Below are 14,924 nucleotides of genomic sequence, written 5' to 3' on the forward strand. Positions count from 1 at the left end.
TATCAGCGCTGGAGTTCTGCCATGCGGTCCAGCGCAAAACACAGATCTTCCCAGGCGCGCGCCTTATCCGCCGGATTACGTAACAGGTAGGCCGGGTGATAGGTCACCACGACCGGCACGCCCTCTCGCTCAAAAAGCTTGCCTCTTGCAGCCCCGATCTTGATGTCCTGCCCCAGCAGCGTTTGTGCGGCTGGGCGGCCGAGTGCCACGATCAGCTTCGGGCGAATCAGCTCGATCTGGCGTGCCAGATAGGGCAGGCAACTCGCCGTTTCATTCGCCTCCGGCGTGCGATTGTTGGGCGGGCGGCATTTCACCGCATTGGCGATATAGACCTTCTCACCACGCTTCAGTCCGACAGAACCGAGCATAGCATCAAGCAGTTTGCCAGCCTGACCAACAAAAGGCTCACCCTGTTCGTCCTCGTCTGCCCCTGGGCCTTCACCCACGAAGAGCCAGTCAGCCTGACGATCTCCCACCCCCGGCACGGCCTGTTTGCGACGCTCACACAGCGCACAACGGCGACACTCGCGGATGCTGGTTTCAAGCGTATCCCAATCCATTGAGGCGACCGCATCCTGCTGCGCAGCGGGCAGCTCCTCGGCCGCAACAGGATTCGAGATCTGGAGGACTGGCGCGGAACGAGCAGGCTCCTCAAGCGGCGCCACTACTGCGACGACCGGAGCAGGCTCGACCGGCTGGGGCTGTTCCTCCCGAGCCTCCCGGGCTCGCAGGCGCCATTGCGGCTTAATGCCCATTTCAGCCAGCATCTGCTCATTGCGTTGGTTCATAGTTCCAGCCTCATGACCAAAGCGTCTTCGCGCTGCCCGTTCTGTGCCGGATAGTAAGCCTTGCGCCTGCCAATCTCGGCAAACCCGCGCTTGCCATAAAGCGCCAGGGCATGGAGGTTGGATGGGCGCACTTCCAGAAACATTTCGCGCGCCCCCTGCTCCGCCGCGCACAGGCATAGATGATCGAGAAGCTGGCGTCCGAGCCCCATGCCTTGCCAGGCCGGACTGACGCTGATAATCAGCAAGTGAGCCTCATCGAGCACCCGCATCATCACTCCCTGCGCCAGCAAGACTCCGCCTGAGCGCATGACCCAGCAGGAATTGCCAGCGTGCAGGGCATCCCTAAAATTCTGCAAAGACCACGGATACTCAGTCGCCTCAACCTCACAGTCAGCCACTTCAACAAGATCGGCTTCCTGCATCGGCAGGAACTGCAGGTGCGGATCGGGCCTCATGCCCTGCCCCCGTTTGCCAGCCGCTCGGCCACTGTCTGAGCTACGCGATCACGCACATACAGCGGCGCAACCAGGGCTGGATCCACACCCGGGATCTGACCGGCCAGACGCGCAATGGCGGCGGCATCCGGCACACAGGCCACGTCCGGCACGCAGACCCGGCTCTGCAGATGTTCCCCCAGGGCAGGATAGGCAGCAAAAGCATTACCAGCACCCAGCCAGCCCCCCTCCGGCACCAGCGGAGCAGCATCTGGCGCTACGCAGCAAGGCGTGATCACTTCCACCCAGCCAGTGGCCTCGCGCCTATACGCAGCGACATAGACTTCACCCATACGCGCATCCATCGCGCAGTACACCTCACGCGCGTTCATCGCTTCAGCCAGTGCCAGCAGGCTGCATACAGGGTGAACCACAAGATCGGCGCCCAATGCGAGGCCTTGGGCCACGCTGCAAGCCAACCGGACACCAGTAAACGCCCCGGGCCCGATACCGCAGGCAATTCCATCCAGCGCCGTCAGTGCCAAGCCCTGCCCGGCAAGCAGTTGGCGAATCTCGGGCAGAAGGGTGGCGGAATGCGCAGGGGGGCTGCTCAGGCGGGTCTGGATGATCTGGCCATCAAGGCTCAGGGCGATCGAGGCAAGCTCGGTAGAGGTTTCCAAGGCGAGGATTTTCATTGCGCCGCCATTCTAACGCAGCACAGCCTGCCAGCCTCAGGGACGCCGCCGTTCCCGCACAGCTTCACGCATTTCACGGCGCAAGCGCTCCCGCTCTTCAGGCGGCAATTGCCGCAGGCCGCGCCCAGGACCATTACCCACCCCGTCCGCGCGCCCAAAGCCCTGCCCCGGCGGATGATCCATCGTGGGCGCCAGAGCGGGCTTGCCGGCAGCCTCATCCACTTGGCGTTGCTCGATCAAGGCTTGGCGAATCGCCCGCATCCGCTCCCGGCGCAGTAGCCGCTCTTCGGCATTGAAGCCCGGCTGCGACAAGGGGGCTGACTGCCCGGCTACGCGCAGCAACGGCTCTGCCTGCAGCGCCGGCGGGCAGATGCAGATGCACAGCAGAAAGAGAGTTGGGCAGAAAATTTTCACAATCAGCTCACACTTGCGCAGGCACCGAGCGCGGTACATGTCTGAATTATCGCCGCCTTCCGCCGGGCGATCAGCGCAAGATGTAAGCACATGTTTCAGACAGAGCAAAAACCAACATTTGCTCACGATTGCTGCGACCGGGAAGCTGACAGGCTCACGCCGAGCGCATACGATGCAGGCCATGAATACCGAACGCCACCGCATTCTCGTCGTCGATGACGACGCTCGCCTGCGCAACCTGCTCGAGCGCTATCTCGACGAACAGGGCTTCAGCGTCAAGGCAGTAGCGGATGCCCAGCAGATGGACCGAACGCTCGCCCGCGAACATTTCGATTTGCTGGTGCTAGACCTGATGCTACCCGGTGAGGACGGATTATCGATTTGCCGAAGGCTACGCGCCGGTAACGCGTTACAGGGGAACGAGCTACCGATCGTGATGCTTACTGCACGTGGCGACGAGGTTGATCGCATCATCGGCCTGGAACTCGGCGCTGACGACTACCTGCCCAAGCCCTTCAACCCACGCGAACTGGTTGCCCGCATCCACGCGGTACTGCGCCGTCGCCCGCGCACGCTGCCAGGCGCACCGGCCGAGGCGGGCAGCATGGCGCGTTTTGGCCTGATCGAAATTGATCTGAGCACACGCCGCCTGCTGCGTGAAGGCAAGGAAGTGGCCCTGACCACCGGCGAATTCGCCTTGCTCAAAGTACTTCTGCAGCATCCGCGCCAGCCTCTGTCGCGTGATCGCCTGATGGAGCTTGCGCGCGGCCGCGAATACGATGCCTTTGATCGCTCCATCGACGTACAGGTCTCGCGCCTGCGCAAACTACTCGAAGAGGATCCGGCCAAACCGCGCTACCTGCAGACAGTGTGGGGCTTTGGCTATGTTTTCGTACCGGACGGTGAGGCTAACTGATGCGCCTGCCCTGGCCGCACTCCCTGCTGTGGCGGAGTTTTCTGCTGATTGTGCTACTTCTGGGCGCCTCCTATGTCATGTGGTTCCAGATCTACCGCGAATACGCGCAGGAACCACGCACGCGCCAGATCGCCCAGCTCGTGGTCAGCGTGATCAACCTCAGCCGCTCCGCCCTGCTGGCGGCGGACAGCAGCCAGCGCCTCGAATTGCTGCGCGAGCTCGAAGCGCGCGAAGGCATGGTCATTCTCCCAGCCGAGACAGACGACCCGCTGCTACCGTTCACCCACGGCCAACAGATGGCAATCGTGCAGGAGCAGGTACGCCAGCGCCTGGGTGAGCACACCCGTTTCACCGGTAATCTGCATGGGGAAAGCGGCTTCTTCGTGAGCTTTCGCCTTGATGACCGGGTGCCGGACGACGAATACTGGCTCAGACTGCCCGCCGAACGCGTTGAGCGCCTGCTGCCGACGCATTGGCTGGCCTGGAGCGCAATCGCCGTTATCGGCTCCTTGCTCGGAGCCTGGTTGCTGGTGGTAGGTATCAACCGGCCGCTGCGTGCTTTGCAGGAAGCCGCTCAGATACTCGGCCGCGGCGAACACCCGCCGCCACTGGATACGCGCGGGCCGCTTGAGCTCGCCGCGCTGGCCACAGCGTTCAATCAGATGTCGCAGGATCTGCAACGCATCGAGTCTGACCGCGCCCTGATACTCGCCGGCGTCTCCCACGACTTGCGCACACCGCTGGCGCGCCTGCGTCTTGGCCTAGAGCTATCGGGCGCCCAAGCCGAGGATCTCGCTGCGATGAGCTGTGACATTGAAGAAATGGACCGCATCATCAACCAGTTCCTCGATTTCGCCCGCGATCAGCAGGCGGAGAGCCCGCTCTCGCAGGACCTCTCCACCCTGCTCGCTGAACTGCTACAGGCCTGCCGTCTGCGCGGCGTGAAGATCCAGGCCGCTATTCAGCCAGAGATCGTGCTGCCGCTGCGGCCGCAATCGATCCGCCGCGCGACATCCAACCTGATCGACAATGCCACGCGTTACGCAGGCAACGAATCCCCACTGGATATCAGTCTGCGCCGTGAGGGACGTGAAGTGGTGCTGGAAGTGGCTGACCGCGGCCCCGGCATTCCACCCGCGGAGGTAGAGCACCTCAAACGCCCCTTCACCCGCCTGGAAGCCGCACGCAGCAATGCTGGCGGCTCCGGCCTGGGGCTTGCCATCGTAGAACGTGTGGCGCGCCTGCACGGCGGCCATCTGGCCTTGCTTCCTCGCCCGGGAGGCGGGCTAAGCGCCAGTCTGCACCTGCCTGCAGACTGAACTTCCAACTGGCGGCGGCTTCAAACACCAGTCCCTCGTTTATAATCCAGCGCCACATGAAACTATTTTTTGATTTTTTCCCGGTCGCCCTCTTTTACGCCGCCTTCCAGTACGCCAGAGCCCACAAGGAGCTGGCCGCGCAAAAGGCGACCGAGTGGTTCGGCTTCATGGTTTCCGGTGGAGTGGTCGGGCCGACCGAAGCGCCAACCGTGCTGGCCACGATTGTCGTCGTACTGGCTATTGCCGCACAGATCGGCTGGCTACTGGTGCGACGCCAGACAGTCAGTAAAATCCTGTGGGTCAGCATGGCGGCGGCCATCATCTTTGGGGGTGCCACGGTATGGTTCCACGATCCGGCCTTCATTAAGTGGAAATTCAGCATCGTGTACTGGTTGATGGGCAGCGGCTTTTTCATCAGTGCCCGCTTCTTCCGCAAGAATCCAATCCAGGCACTCATCGGAGAAGGCATCAGCCTGCATGAACAAGCCTGGCATCGCCTGAACCTCGCCTGGGTGCTGTTCTTCATTGGCATGGGCTGCCTGAATCTGGCGATTGCCTATAACTTCTCCGAGAACGCCTGGTTCAATTTCAAGCTCTTTGGCAGCATGGGCCTGACGCTCCTCTTTGCCCTGGCTCAGGGCCTGTATCTGGCGCGCTTCATCAAGAGCGGCCCCAAGGAAGAATCCCAAGCCTGAAACACATGGACCGTATCGAAGAAATCCGCCAGCGCCTTGCTGCACTCGAGCCACTACTGATCGAACTCGAAGACGAGAGTCATCGCCATGCCGGCCACGCCGGCGCACGCAGCGGCGGCGGCCATTTTGAGTTGCGAATCGTCGCAACCTGCTTTACCGGCAAACCGACGCTGGCACGTCATCGCTTGATTTATGCTGCTCTGGGCGAGTTGATGCAGACTCGCATCCACGCCCTGAGCATTCTTGCCCAGACCCCGGAAGAAGCCGCGCAAGCCTGAGCTTCGTCCATTTTCAAACCGCAATCCTCACCAGGAAATAACATGTCCGTGAAGCTGAGTTGTGTAGCCCTCTCCCTTCTTCTTGCTGCCGGCGTTGCCCAAGCTCAAGCCCAGAAACCCCTGGCCAAGGTCAATGGGGTCACAATCCCGGCCTCAATCGGTGAGCTGATGATCGCCGAACAGGTAGCCCAGGGCGCGCCCAACAACGAGGAACTGCGCAAAGCCGTTAAGGAAGAACTGATCCGCCGTGAGCTGCTTGCTCAAGAGGCCAAGAAAAGCGGCCTCGACAAGAAACCGGAAGTGATCGCGCGCATGGATGTGGCACGCCAGGGCATCCTGGTCGGCGGCTTCATCAATAACTGGATGAAGGCCAACCCGGTTTCGGATGCTAGCGTGCGCGCCGAGTATGACCGTCGCGTCAAGGAAATGAGCGGTACCGAATACAAGGTCCGCCACATCCAGGTCGAAAAGGAAGAGGCCGCCAAGGCCATTATCGCCAAGCTGCAGAGCGGCGCAAAGTTTGAAGACTTGGCCAAGGAATCAGTTGATGCGGGCTCCAAGGACAATGGCGGTGATATCGGCTGGGTAGCCCCCGCCGGTCTGCCGCCGGCCATGGGCGAAGCGCTGGCCAAGCTGGAAAAGGGTAAGTTCCATGCCCTGCCGGTGCAGTCCAACTTCGGTTATCACGTAGTGAAGCTGGAGGATTCCCGTCAGGCCGTGCCGCCCAAGTACGAAGAAGTCCAGGGCAATCTGCGCCAGGGCCTCGAGCAACAAGCACTCTCCAAGTACATCAATAGCCTGATGGCCAAAGCCAAGGTCGAGTAAGTCTGCCTCCGGGCTCCGACCTCTGCCAGCAGGTAAGGGGCGGAGCCCGCGACTTTGCGCGGCGCCCTGCCGCGCACAGCCAGCCCCCAATAAAACCATGCGGGGAGAATGGCTATAATCGCACCACAATCAAAACTACCGGGGAACGGAAATGGGTTTTCTCGCAGGCAAGCGCATCCTCATTTGTGGGTTGCTGAGCAATCGCTCGATTGCATACGGCGTCGCAAAAGCCATGCATCGCGAAGGCGCTGAACTCGCTTTCACTTACCAGCACGAGCGTTTCCTGCATCGCGTGACAGAAATGGCGCGTGAGTTCGACAGCGAACGAGTATTCCTGTGCGATGTGCAGTACGACGAGCAGATCACCGCCCTGTTCGACTCAATCGCCCAACATTGGGACGGGCTGGATGGCATCGTGCACTCGCTGGCCTTTGCACCAGCAGAAGCCCTCAAGGGAGACTTCCTTGAAGGGTTTTCGCGTGAGGCATTCCGTACCGCTCACGAAGTGAGCAGTTACAGCTTCGCGGCGCTCGCCAAAGCTGCTCGCCCGCTGATGAAGGGACGCAATGGTTCGTTGCTGACCCTCTCCTATCTCGGCGCGGTCCGCACCCTGCCCAACTACAACGTGATGGGCCTTGCAAAGGCCAGCCTGGAGGCTTCGGTCCGTTACATGGCCAATGCACTAGGGCCGGAAGGAACCCGTGTGAATGCCATCTCGGCCGGGCCGATCCGTACCCTGGCGGCATCGGGTATCGGCAATTTCGGCAAGCTGCTGACCTTCAACGAACACAACGCGCCACTGCGTCGCAATGTGACCATCGATGAAGTCGGCAACGCCGCGGCCTTCCTGTGTTCCGATCTGGCCTCGGGCATCTCGGCAGAGATCATGTATGTGGATGCTGGCTTCAATTCGGTCGCCATCGGTACTGACGAGCCGCTGTAAGGCGCTGCGCTATCCGCCTACGGCCTTCACCGGGATCATCCGGATCTCGGCATAGGCCGTGCGCCGCGGCAGCAGGATACGGTTATCCACGGCTTCCTCAAAGCGCTCGATCCGGTAGTCCGCCATCCCCAATTCGCGCACCAGTGATTCGGCGCGCCGCCGCATGATGTAGCCCGCTTCGCCATCCCCACCCACGCTGAGATACTGCTTGTTCATCTGATAGATCACGCGCTGGTCAGGCAGGCGGGTCTCACTGATTTCCCAGCTTGGTGCCCGCGGATCGGTAATGTAGTAAAGCGTACCGATCAGGACTCCAACCTTCAGAACATCGCCATAGGTCACCGCATACCCGAGCCCATCGGACGGAATCGGCTTACTGAGCGTACTGCAGGCGGCCATCACCAGCCAGGCCGGCAACAGGAGGGTTGGCAGAAGTCGCTTCATGGCGCGCCCTCAAGAAATGAAGTTGAACAGGGACAGCCCTGTGACTTTGGAGAAGGTGCTGCGGGCAGCCTCCAGGTAGGTCTGCTGCTGCTGGAAGTCCGAAATCGCGGTTACGTAATCCAGCCCCACCAGACGATCCAGTCGGTCCGCATACTGGATTTGCATGTCCTCTCCTACGCTTTCCAGCGCCTCGACTTCCAATTGTCGAGAGCCTCCCTGCGCCCGCAGACGCAGCACATTCTCCAGCGCATTGTCGAGCCGGCTGATCGATTCAGCGATCGTTGTCTGGTAATCCGCCCCGGTGGTGTTCTCCAGCCCCACGATCAGCTGCTGCAGACTTGTGAACATGTCAGTGCTGGCTCCAGGCAGGGCATTGAAAGTGTCACCGGCAGAGGGGGTTCCAGAAATCACGATGGCGATTTCCTGGGTCGCAGCATTAGCCGGATCAGGCAAGCCAATGGACTGCCCGGAGACATACGCCCCCGATGTCAAGGGCGCCCCACTCATGGTCGGATCGGCCGCTAAATCGAAAATATCGTAAGTCGTAGGGCTGCTGAAACGGATGCCGTATTGCCCACCAGCGTAAGCCACAGGGCCGGTTACATCGCCATCACTGATGGTGGCGGTGGTAGAGGTGGAATGCGTGGAAAAAGTGCCGTTGCCGGATTCGATATTAAGGAAGAGCTCGCTGCCATTCACACTGACCGGAATCAGGCGGGTACTTGAAACCTGAAGGGTTCGAGTGCCCTGATCCCCTTGGTAACTCACGCCTGAAAGATTGCCGGTGAAAGACTGCGCGTCGCCTTTGTAGCCGGAGAACATGTATTCGCCAGACGAATCCTTGGCGTTGGCAAGGCTCATCAACTCCTCGAACTGCGCCCGCACATCCACCGCGATGGAACGCCGGTCTTCCGCTGAGAGTGCATCATTACCCGCCTGAACCGCACGTTCACGCACATAGGTCAGCAACTCACCGATGGCGCCCAACTGGCTGTCGAGCGCCTTGAGCGAATCGGAAGCCGTCCCCTGGTTCTCCTTTTCGAGATTGATACGACTGACGGACTGGGAGATTTCCAGCGCCCGAGCCGAGGCCACCGGATCATCACTCGGTGCCACCACGCGAGAGCCCGTCGAGAGTTGTTGTTGGGTATGCAGCAGATCCACCTGCTGGCGACCAATGGTAGCAACGTTGGTGTCGTAAATAAGGGAAGTGCTAACTCGCATGATGCTTACCTCATGACCGAGAGGATGTCGTCGAACAGGCTTTGCGCAATGCCAATGCAGCGCGCGCAAGCTTGATAGGCTTGTTGGTAACGCAGGAGGTTGGCGGCCTCTTCATCCAGGTTCACGCCGGAAAGGCCTTGCTGCTCTGCCGTTGCCTGCTCCAGCAGCCCGGCCTGTGCTGTGGCATTGACCTTGGCTTCGCTGGTCTGGGTACCTACATTGCTGACCATCTGCGAATACGCATAACCCAGGGTCGCCGTGCCCCCGAGCAAATCCTTGGCCGAGGCGATCGCGTATAGCGCATTGGCGTTGCGCCCATCCTTGGTGCCGCCAACATTGGTCTCGATGGTGAAGGTATCGCCATTGGCAGGGCGACCTGCAATCGCAAAACTCAGATTGGGATTGGTGAGGGTTACGGTGGTTCCCGCAGCGTTGCTGGCCGGATCGTAGGCAATGGTGGCTGGCACAGCGCCGGTAACGTTGAACTGATTCAGCGCCGAATCGAATGTAAGGGTGATGGGAGTGGCAATGTGAGCGGCGGCGGGCGCAAGAATGCCGGTCAAGCTCTCAGCGACCGGCTGAGTCACGGAACCGGTACCGGTGTTGGTACTTGCGGCAACACTACGCACCGGAGAGCCTGCAGCGATCAAGGCGGTATCCTGAATGGCTATCGAGATATCGCGTGCGGCAAAGCGGGTTGGCTGGATCAGCACTCGGTCTCCGGCCGCCATCGTGCCGGAAATACTCAATCCATCTATATTCGTCGGCAGCGTAGCGCCGGAATACACAACGCCACTGTCCGACGTCCGGCTCAACGTATAGGTGGCCCCATCGAAACTCATCACATAGTCATCCGTGGTGAGCCCGCCCACATCCACCACACTGGTCGTGAGGCTCGCGGTTGAAGGGGAGGAGGTGAGCAGATTCGGCAAATTCTGCATGGTCGAGGTGAGCGAACCGAAAAAATTGCCGCCCATAGCGCCCTGCAAATCCTGCCCAAGCTGATGTTGTGCATTGAAAGTGGTTGCCAGACTCAGCGCGATCCGACCCAGGGCATTCTGGGCTTCGTCCAGCGATTCACTGCGGTATTTGATCAGGCCACCCAATTCACCGCCACTGAGCAGATTCTCAGGAATCGGCACGATGCCGCCGCTGGGTAGCTGCACCCCCACTGCGACGCGATTCTGGTCTGTCGCAGAAGGCGCTGTGTTGAGCGAAAACACATCGGTATTCATCACCAGTGGCTGCCCACTACCAATGAATACATTGATGGTGCCATCGGTATTGCCGGTGACCGTAACCTTGATCAGGGTATTGAGCTCAGTGACGATGGCGTCACGCGTATCCATCAAGTCATTTGCCGGAACATTGGGGCCGGCCGACTGGGCGGAAACAATCTTGTTGTTGAGATCCGCAACCTTGCTGGCCAAAGTGTTGATCTGCCCCACTACCTGGCTGATCTGGGTTTCGACGCCATCGCGAACTTCCTGAATACGCGCCTGCATGGCCTTGAAACGGGTAGCCAGCGCTTCGGCATTGGACAGCATGGACTGACGCGAAGGCACGCTGGAGGGATCTGCCGCCACTTGTTGGACGCCGCGGAAGAATTCGTCGAGCGCCGGACTCAGACCGGCAGTGGAATCCGCAAGCAGGTTATCGACCTGCTTGATCTGGTTGTAATAGGTTTCAAATTCAGCGCGCGAAGTATCTGCAGCAAGCACCTGCCCGGCCAAAAACTGGCTATAGACGCGTTTGACTGTGCTGACTTCGGTGCCCTGCCCGAAGAATCCCACCCCACTGAACATCGGCTGGGCAGACTCCAGCACGACCTGCTGACGGTTATAACCTGCCAGATTGGCGTTCGAGATGTTATGGCTGGTCGTGTTTAGCGCTGCCTGTGAGGCATTGAGACCGGTAAGAGAAATACTGAGTAGGCCTGACATGGTCGCGCGCTCCGCTGCTGTTACGAGCTTCTAACGCAAATCCGGTGCCAGTTTTTTCATTCGCCTTTAATTACAAGGCAAGCATTTGATTTTATTGGATTAAATACACACCCAAAAACACCTCAAGGAGGAATTGGAGCGCATGAAAAAGGCGGCATAAATTGCCGCCTCGCCGTACGCCAAACCTGCGCATTCCGACTTTATTCGCGCTCTTCGATCCAGGCGCTCTGGATGGCTTCAAGAATGCGCTCACCACACCGATCGCTGGCATCGTCAAAGCCTGGCAGCGCTTTCACCCAGTTCATCAAGTCGACGAAATTGATCCGGGTCGGATCCACATCGGGATATGCATCGGAGAGTGCGATAGCGATTTCAAGTGTGTCGGTCCATTTCATTTGGAGTTCCCTTCACTGACCATGTTAACGGTATAGCGCGGGATCTCCACCACCAGGGGCGTCTCCGCAACCACGGCCTGACATGAGAGGCGCGATTGCGGCTCCAGGCCCCAGGCCTTGTCCAGCATGTCCTCTTCAAGTTCGTCAGCCGCTTCGAGCGAGTTGAAGCCTTCACGCACGATCACATGGCAGGTGGTGCAGGCACAGGACTTCTCACAGGCGTGTTCGATATCGATCTCGTTGGCGAGCAGCACATCACAGATGGTTTCGCCAGGAGCGGCTTCCAGAACAGCGCCATCGGGGCACAGTCCGGCATTCGGGAGGACGACGATCTGAGTCATGGTCTTCTCCTTTCAGATAGGGAGGTTATCAACACGGCTGCCAGTGAGCGCCTGGCGAATGGCCTTGTCCATACGCCGCGCCGCGAGCTCGCCAGTTTGTGCCGAGAGGGCATCGATGCCGGCCTTGATCGCAAGGTGATCCGTGCCGGTGGCCAGTTGCTGCAAACGACTCATGGCCGATTCAACCAGCAGCAGTTCATTCGCTTCGAGCAAGGCAGCATCTTCGTTGAGCGCCTGGCGAGTCGCTTCGAGCAGACGTTCAGCTTCGACCTGCTGCTCGCGCAGGGAACGAGCCTGCATGTCTTCCGACGCGTGCTCGAAACCAGACTTGAGCATGCCGGCAATCTCATCGTCAGAAAGCCCGTAGCTGGGTTTCACCGTGACATTGGATTCAACACCCGTAGTCTGCTCACGGGCGCTTACCGACAGCAAACCATCGGCATCGACCTGGAAGGTCACCCGTATCCGGGCACCACCGGCTGGCATAGGGGGAATGCCGCGCAGCTCGAAGCGCGCCAAGGAACGGCAGTCCTGCACCAGTTCGCGCTCGCCCTGCAGCACATGGATTGCCATGGCGCTCTGGCCGTCTTTGTAGGTCGTGAACTCCTGCGCTTTGGCGACCGGGATGGTGGAATTGCGCGGAATGATTTTCTCGGTCAGCCCACCCATCATCTCAAGACCCAGCGACAGCGGGATCACGTCGAGCAGCAGCCAATCCTCGCCAGGGCGACGATTCCCGGCCAAAACGTTTGCCTGGATCGCGGCACCAATGGCTACGACTTTCTCCGGATCAATCTCGGTGAAGGGCTCGCGGCCGAAAAGCTGCGCCACGGCCGTACGCACATGCGGCATGCGGGTAGCTCCGCCAACCATCACCACAGCCTGGATTTCATCAACCTTGAGGGCCGCATCACGCAGCGCCTTGCGCACCGGCAGCAGAGTGCGCTCGACCAATTCTTGAGTCAGCTGCTGGAAATCGGCCAGACCGACTTTCAGCTCGCGCAGCCCGTCAGCCGCGACAGGAACGTGAGCGATCACCTCGGGATGCGTCGTGAGTGCTTCCTTGACCCGCCGCGCCTCCACCAGCAGAGCGCGGGATTTGGAACAATCCAGATCTACACCACTGGCCTGGCGGTGCATCCAATCAGCCAGCGCCTCATCGAAATCATCACCGCCCAACGAGGAGTCCCCACTGGTGGCCATCACTTCGAACACTCCACGTGAAAGACGCAGGATCGAGAAATCGAAAGTGCCGCCCCCCAAGTCATACACCGCGTAAATACCTTCGGCGGCCTCATCGAGACCGTAGGCAATGGCGGCTGCCGTCGGCTCGTTGAGCAGGCGCAACACGTTCAGACCGGCCACGCGCGCAGCGTCCTTGGTGGCCTGGCGCTGAGCGTCATCGAAATAGGCCGGCACAGTGATCACCGCGCCCACCAGCTCATCGCCCAGAGTAGCTTCGGCGCGCTCACGGAGCACACGCAGGATTTCAGAGGAAACTTCAACCGGGGTGCGCGGCCCGGCCACGGTATGGATACGCACCATGCCGCCGGTATCCACCAGATCGTAACGCGCGCGCATGCCGGCATCGGTATCCGCCAGGCCACGTCCCATCAAGCGTTTGACCGACGCGATGGTATTGCGCGGATCAGCCGCCTGAGCCGCCAGTGCATCCTGACCAACGATGGTCTTGCCATCGCGCTGATAACGCACCACGGAAGGCAGGATCACGCCGCAGCCGTCACCTGCCAGGCATTCCGGGATTGAATGGCGCACGGTCGCCACCAAGGAATTGGTCGTGCCGAGATCGATACCGACTGCGAAACGTTGCTGATGCGGATCCGGCGTTTCGCCCGGTTCGGAGAGCTGCAGGAGGGCCATCAGTTATCCAGTTGTGCGAGAGCGTCATCAATTTCATGACGCAGTTTTTCCATGAACATGAGGCGACGCACGAGTTCGGTAGCCACGACCAGATCTTCAACCTCATCGATGGCGTGCTTGAGATCGTCGAGCATCACACGCTCATCACGCGCCAGCTCCTTCTGCAGGCGCTGCAGCTCGACTGCATCGCCGCTGGCTTCCTCGGCCGCTTCGCGCCACTCCATCTGCTGCATCAGGAACGCGTGCGACATCCCGGTATTGCGCTCGGCTTCAACGGCATAGCCACGGCGCTCCAGCAGGTAGCGGGCCCGATTGAGCGGGCTCTTGAGGGTTCGGAAAGCTTCATTGGCGAGCGTAGCCCATTGCATGGCCACTCGCCGTTCAGCTTCAGGGCGATGGGCAAAGCGGTCCGGATGCACCTGTGCCTGCACATTGCGATAGGCCGCTTCGAGCTGGGCAGAATCGAGCGTATAACGCTCGGGCAAACCGAAGAGTGAGAAGTACTCTTGCATGGTGTGGAACGCCTTGCCACACACGGGGCACGACAAGGCGTCTGATCAGGTTAGGTTCCGGAAGGGCTGAGAAACAAGGCGGTAGGCTTTACCGCCACCGACAACACCACATTGGAGAAGTATTGCCGGGCGCATGTCTGACAAGCCCTAGACGTTGAAGCTCTCGCCGCAGCCGCACTCGTTCTTCACGTTCGGATTGTTGAACTTGAAGCCTTCGTTGAGGCCTTCGCGCACAAAATCAAGCTCGGTGCCATCAATGTAAGGCAGGCTCTTCGGATCGACCATGACCTTCAGACCCTGACTTTCAAAGACCAGATCATCGGCTTCAGATTCGTCCGCATACTCGAGCTTGTAAGCCATGCCCGAGCACCCGGTCGTTTTAACGCCCAAGCGAACGCCGATGCCCTTGCCACGCTTGGCGAGGAACTTGGTGATATGCCGCGCAGCGGCTTCGGACAGGGTGACAGCCATTACTTTGCCTCGTGCTTCTTGCGATAGTCGTCGACAGCAGCCTTGATTGCATCTTCGGCCAAGATCGAGCAGTGGATTTTAACCGGCGGCAGCGCCAGCTCTTCCGCAATCTGCGTGTTCTTGATGTTGAGCGCCTCATCCAGCGTCTTGCCCTTCACCCACTCGGTTACCAGCGAGCTCGAAGCAATGGCCGAGCCGCAGCCATAGGTCTTGAATTTTGCATCTTCGATCACGCCAGCTTCATTGACCTTGATCTGCAGTTTCATCACATCACCGCAAGCCGGCGCACCGACCATGCCGGTGCCCACAGTGGTGGCCTCATCCTTGCCGAAGCTGCCAACGTTACGGGGGTTTTCGTAGTGGTCCAAGACCTTGTCGCTATATGCCATTTTTTTCTCCTGCCAGA

Annotated in this window: 19 protein-coding genes; 6 read left to right on the forward strand and 13 right to left on the reverse strand. The window is 60.0% G+C overall.

Annotated features, from left to right (window positions below; all coding sequences use genetic code 11):
• Nucleotides 1–2: 2 nt before the first annotated feature.
• From C0V76_RS16190 to C0V76_RS16205, 4 genes are read right to left on the reverse strand one after another with little or no spacing between them, the layout of a single operon-like run.
• Nucleotides 3–788, reverse strand: a complete 786-nt coding sequence (locus C0V76_RS16190) for a uracil-DNA glycosylase family protein (RefSeq protein WP_101943808.1) — start codon at nt 786–788, stop codon at nt 3–5.
• Entirely contained in the window at nt 785–1,243 is a 459-nt protein-coding gene (gene rimI, locus C0V76_RS16195; protein WP_101943810.1) for a ribosomal protein S18-alanine N-acetyltransferase, read from the reverse strand. Before rimI ends, C0V76_RS16190 begins: the two co-directional genes overlap by 4 nt.
• Entirely contained in the window at nt 1,240–1,917 is a 678-nt protein-coding gene (gene tsaB, locus C0V76_RS16200) for a tRNA (adenosine(37)-N6)-threonylcarbamoyltransferase complex dimerization subunit type 1 TsaB (protein WP_101943811.1), read from the reverse strand. Before tsaB ends, rimI begins: the two co-directional genes overlap by 4 nt.
• 36 nt (nt 1,918–1,953) lie before the next feature.
• Nucleotides 1,954–2,370 (reverse strand): hypothetical protein, encoded by a 417-nt coding sequence (locus C0V76_RS16205; RefSeq protein WP_101943813.1) that lies wholly within the window; start codon nt 2,368–2,370, stop codon nt 1,954–1,956.
• A gap of 142 nt (nt 2,371–2,512) precedes the next feature.
• Here C0V76_RS16205 and ompR point away from each other — a divergent pair, with 142 nt between their 5' ends.
• The 6 genes from ompR (at nt 2,513) to fabI (ending at nt 7,307) form a co-directional block, all read left to right on the forward strand.
• Nucleotides 2,513–3,247, forward strand: a complete 735-nt coding sequence (gene ompR, locus C0V76_RS16210) for a two-component system response regulator OmpR (RefSeq protein ID WP_101944029.1) — start codon at nt 2,513–2,515, stop codon at nt 3,245–3,247.
• Nucleotides 3,247–4,566 (forward strand): ATP-binding protein, encoded by a 1,320-nt coding sequence (locus C0V76_RS16215; protein WP_101943815.1) that lies wholly within the window; start codon nt 3,247–3,249, stop codon nt 4,564–4,566. Before ompR ends, C0V76_RS16215 begins: the two co-directional genes overlap by 1 nt.
• A gap of 56 nt (nt 4,567–4,622) precedes the next feature.
• Nucleotides 4,623–5,261 (forward strand): septation protein A, encoded by a 639-nt coding sequence (locus C0V76_RS16220; protein ID WP_101943817.1) that lies wholly within the window; start codon nt 4,623–4,625, stop codon nt 5,259–5,261.
• A gap of 5 nt (nt 5,262–5,266) precedes the next feature.
• Nucleotides 5,267–5,539 carry a BolA family transcriptional regulator gene (locus C0V76_RS16225; protein WP_101943818.1) on the forward strand — a complete coding sequence of 91 codons (273 nt, stop codon included), beginning with the start codon at nt 5,267–5,269 and terminating at the stop codon, nt 5,537–5,539.
• A 42-nt stretch (nt 5,540–5,581) separates the two neighbouring features.
• Nucleotides 5,582–6,364, forward strand: a complete 783-nt coding sequence (locus tag C0V76_RS16230) for a peptidyl-prolyl cis-trans isomerase (RefSeq protein WP_101943820.1) — start codon at nt 5,582–5,584, stop codon at nt 6,362–6,364.
• Between the two features lie 151 nt (nt 6,365–6,515).
• Nucleotides 6,516–7,307 (forward strand): enoyl-ACP reductase FabI, encoded by a 792-nt coding sequence (fabI, locus tag C0V76_RS16235; RefSeq protein WP_101943822.1) that lies wholly within the window; start codon nt 6,516–6,518, stop codon nt 7,305–7,307.
• 9 nt (nt 7,308–7,316) lie between these two features.
• Here fabI and C0V76_RS16240 read toward each other — a convergent pair whose 3' ends face one another.
• The 9 genes from C0V76_RS16240 to iscU form a co-directional block, all read right to left on the reverse strand.
• Nucleotides 7,317–7,751, reverse strand: a complete 435-nt coding sequence (locus C0V76_RS16240) for a hypothetical protein (RefSeq protein ID WP_101943824.1) — start codon at nt 7,749–7,751, stop codon at nt 7,317–7,319.
• A 9-nt stretch (nt 7,752–7,760) separates the two neighbouring features.
• A complete protein-coding gene (gene flgL / locus C0V76_RS16245) occupies nt 7,761–8,975 on the reverse strand; it encodes a flagellar hook-associated protein FlgL (protein ID WP_101943826.1) in 1,215 nt (404 codons plus the stop codon).
• A 5-nt stretch (nt 8,976–8,980) separates the two neighbouring features.
• Complete coding sequence (gene flgK, locus C0V76_RS16250) at nt 8,981–10,918, reverse strand: flagellar hook-associated protein FlgK (protein ID WP_101943828.1); 1,938 nt, start codon at nt 10,916–10,918, stop codon at nt 8,981–8,983.
• Nucleotides 10,919–11,118: 200 nt separating this feature from the next.
• Nucleotides 11,119–11,313 (reverse strand): Fe-S cluster assembly protein IscX, encoded by a 195-nt coding sequence (gene iscX, locus C0V76_RS16255; RefSeq protein WP_101943829.1) that lies wholly within the window; start codon nt 11,311–11,313, stop codon nt 11,119–11,121.
• Nucleotides 11,310–11,654: an ISC system 2Fe-2S type ferredoxin gene (gene fdx / locus C0V76_RS16260; RefSeq protein ID WP_101943831.1), complete on the reverse strand. Its 345-nt coding sequence runs from the start codon at nt 11,652–11,654 to the stop codon at nt 11,310–11,312. Before fdx ends, iscX begins: the two co-directional genes overlap by 4 nt.
• A 12-nt stretch (nt 11,655–11,666) precedes the next feature.
• A complete protein-coding gene (gene hscA / locus C0V76_RS16265; protein ID WP_101943833.1) occupies nt 11,667–13,535 on the reverse strand; it encodes a Fe-S protein assembly chaperone HscA in 1,869 nt (622 codons plus the stop codon).
• Nucleotides 13,535–14,047, reverse strand: coding sequence for a Fe-S protein assembly co-chaperone HscB (hscB, locus tag C0V76_RS16270; RefSeq protein WP_101943835.1), 513 nt, complete (start codon nt 14,045–14,047; stop codon nt 13,535–13,537). Before hscB ends, hscA begins: the two co-directional genes overlap by 1 nt.
• A 147-nt stretch (nt 14,048–14,194) precedes the next feature.
• Nucleotides 14,195–14,518: an iron-sulfur cluster assembly protein IscA gene (gene iscA, locus C0V76_RS16275; RefSeq protein ID WP_101943837.1), complete on the reverse strand. Its 324-nt coding sequence runs from the start codon at nt 14,516–14,518 to the stop codon at nt 14,195–14,197.
• Nucleotides 14,518–14,907 carry a Fe-S cluster assembly scaffold IscU gene (gene iscU / locus C0V76_RS16280; RefSeq protein ID WP_101943839.1) on the reverse strand — a complete coding sequence of 130 codons (390 nt, stop codon included), beginning with the start codon at nt 14,905–14,907 and terminating at the stop codon, nt 14,518–14,520. The genes iscA and iscU overlap by 1 nt, the downstream gene beginning before the upstream one ends.
• Between the last annotated feature and the right edge of the window lie 17 nt (nt 14,908–14,924).

This window comes from Uliginosibacterium sp. TH139 (genome assembly GCF_002855595.1).
Classification (GTDB): domain Bacteria; phylum Pseudomonadota; class Gammaproteobacteria; order Burkholderiales; family Rhodocyclaceae; genus Uliginosibacterium; species Uliginosibacterium aquaticum.

Coding starts and splice junctions, on each gene's coding strand:
- iscU (WP_101943839.1), bottom strand. CDS start 14,907: ATGGCATATAGCGACAAGGTCTTGGACCACTACGAAAACCCCCGTAAC.
- flgL (WP_101943826.1), bottom strand. CDS start 8,975: ATGCGAGTTAGCACTTCCCTTATTTACGACACCAACGTTGCTACCATT.
- fdx (WP_101943831.1), bottom strand. CDS start 11,654: ATGACTCAGATCGTCGTCCTCCCGAATGCCGGACTGTGCCCCGATGGC.
- C0V76_RS16225 (WP_101943818.1), top strand. CDS start 5,267: ATGGACCGTATCGAAGAAATCCGCCAGCGCCTTGCTGCACTCGAGCCA.
- C0V76_RS16205 (WP_101943813.1), bottom strand. CDS start 2,370: ATGTACCGCGCTCGGTGCCTGCGCAAGTGTGAGCTGATTGTGAAAATT.
- C0V76_RS16190 (WP_101943808.1), bottom strand. CDS start 788: ATGAACCAACGCAATGAGCAGATGCTGGCTGAAATGGGCATTAAGCCG.
- tsaB (WP_101943811.1), bottom strand. CDS start 1,917: ATGAAAATCCTCGCCTTGGAAACCTCTACCGAGCTTGCCTCGATCGCC.
- iscA (WP_101943837.1), bottom strand. CDS start 14,518: ATGGCTGTCACCCTGTCCGAAGCCGCTGCGCGGCATATCACCAAGTTC.
- hscB (WP_101943835.1), bottom strand. CDS start 14,047: ATGCAAGAGTACTTCTCACTCTTCGGTTTGCCCGAGCGTTATACGCTC.
- rimI (WP_101943810.1), bottom strand. CDS start 1,243: ATGAGGCCCGATCCGCACCTGCAGTTCCTGCCGATGCAGGAAGCCGAT.
- iscX (WP_101943829.1), bottom strand. CDS start 11,313: ATGAAATGGACCGACACACTTGAAATCGCTATCGCACTCTCCGATGCA.
- hscA (WP_101943833.1), bottom strand. CDS start 13,535: ATGGCCCTCCTGCAGCTCTCCGAACCGGGCGAAACGCCGGATCCGCAT.
- fabI (WP_101943822.1), top strand. CDS start 6,516: ATGGGTTTTCTCGCAGGCAAGCGCATCCTCATTTGTGGGTTGCTGAGC.
- C0V76_RS16220 (WP_101943817.1), top strand. CDS start 4,623: ATGAAACTATTTTTTGATTTTTTCCCGGTCGCCCTCTTTTACGCCGCC.
- flgK (WP_101943828.1), bottom strand. CDS start 10,918: ATGTCAGGCCTACTCAGTATTTCTCTTACCGGTCTCAATGCCTCACAG.
- C0V76_RS16240 (WP_101943824.1), bottom strand. CDS start 7,751: ATGAAGCGACTTCTGCCAACCCTCCTGTTGCCGGCCTGGCTGGTGATG.
- ompR (WP_101944029.1), top strand. CDS start 2,513: ATGAATACCGAACGCCACCGCATTCTCGTCGTCGATGACGACGCTCGC.
- C0V76_RS16215 (WP_101943815.1), top strand. CDS start 3,247: ATGCGCCTGCCCTGGCCGCACTCCCTGCTGTGGCGGAGTTTTCTGCTG.
- C0V76_RS16230 (WP_101943820.1), top strand. CDS start 5,582: ATGTCCGTGAAGCTGAGTTGTGTAGCCCTCTCCCTTCTTCTTGCTGCC.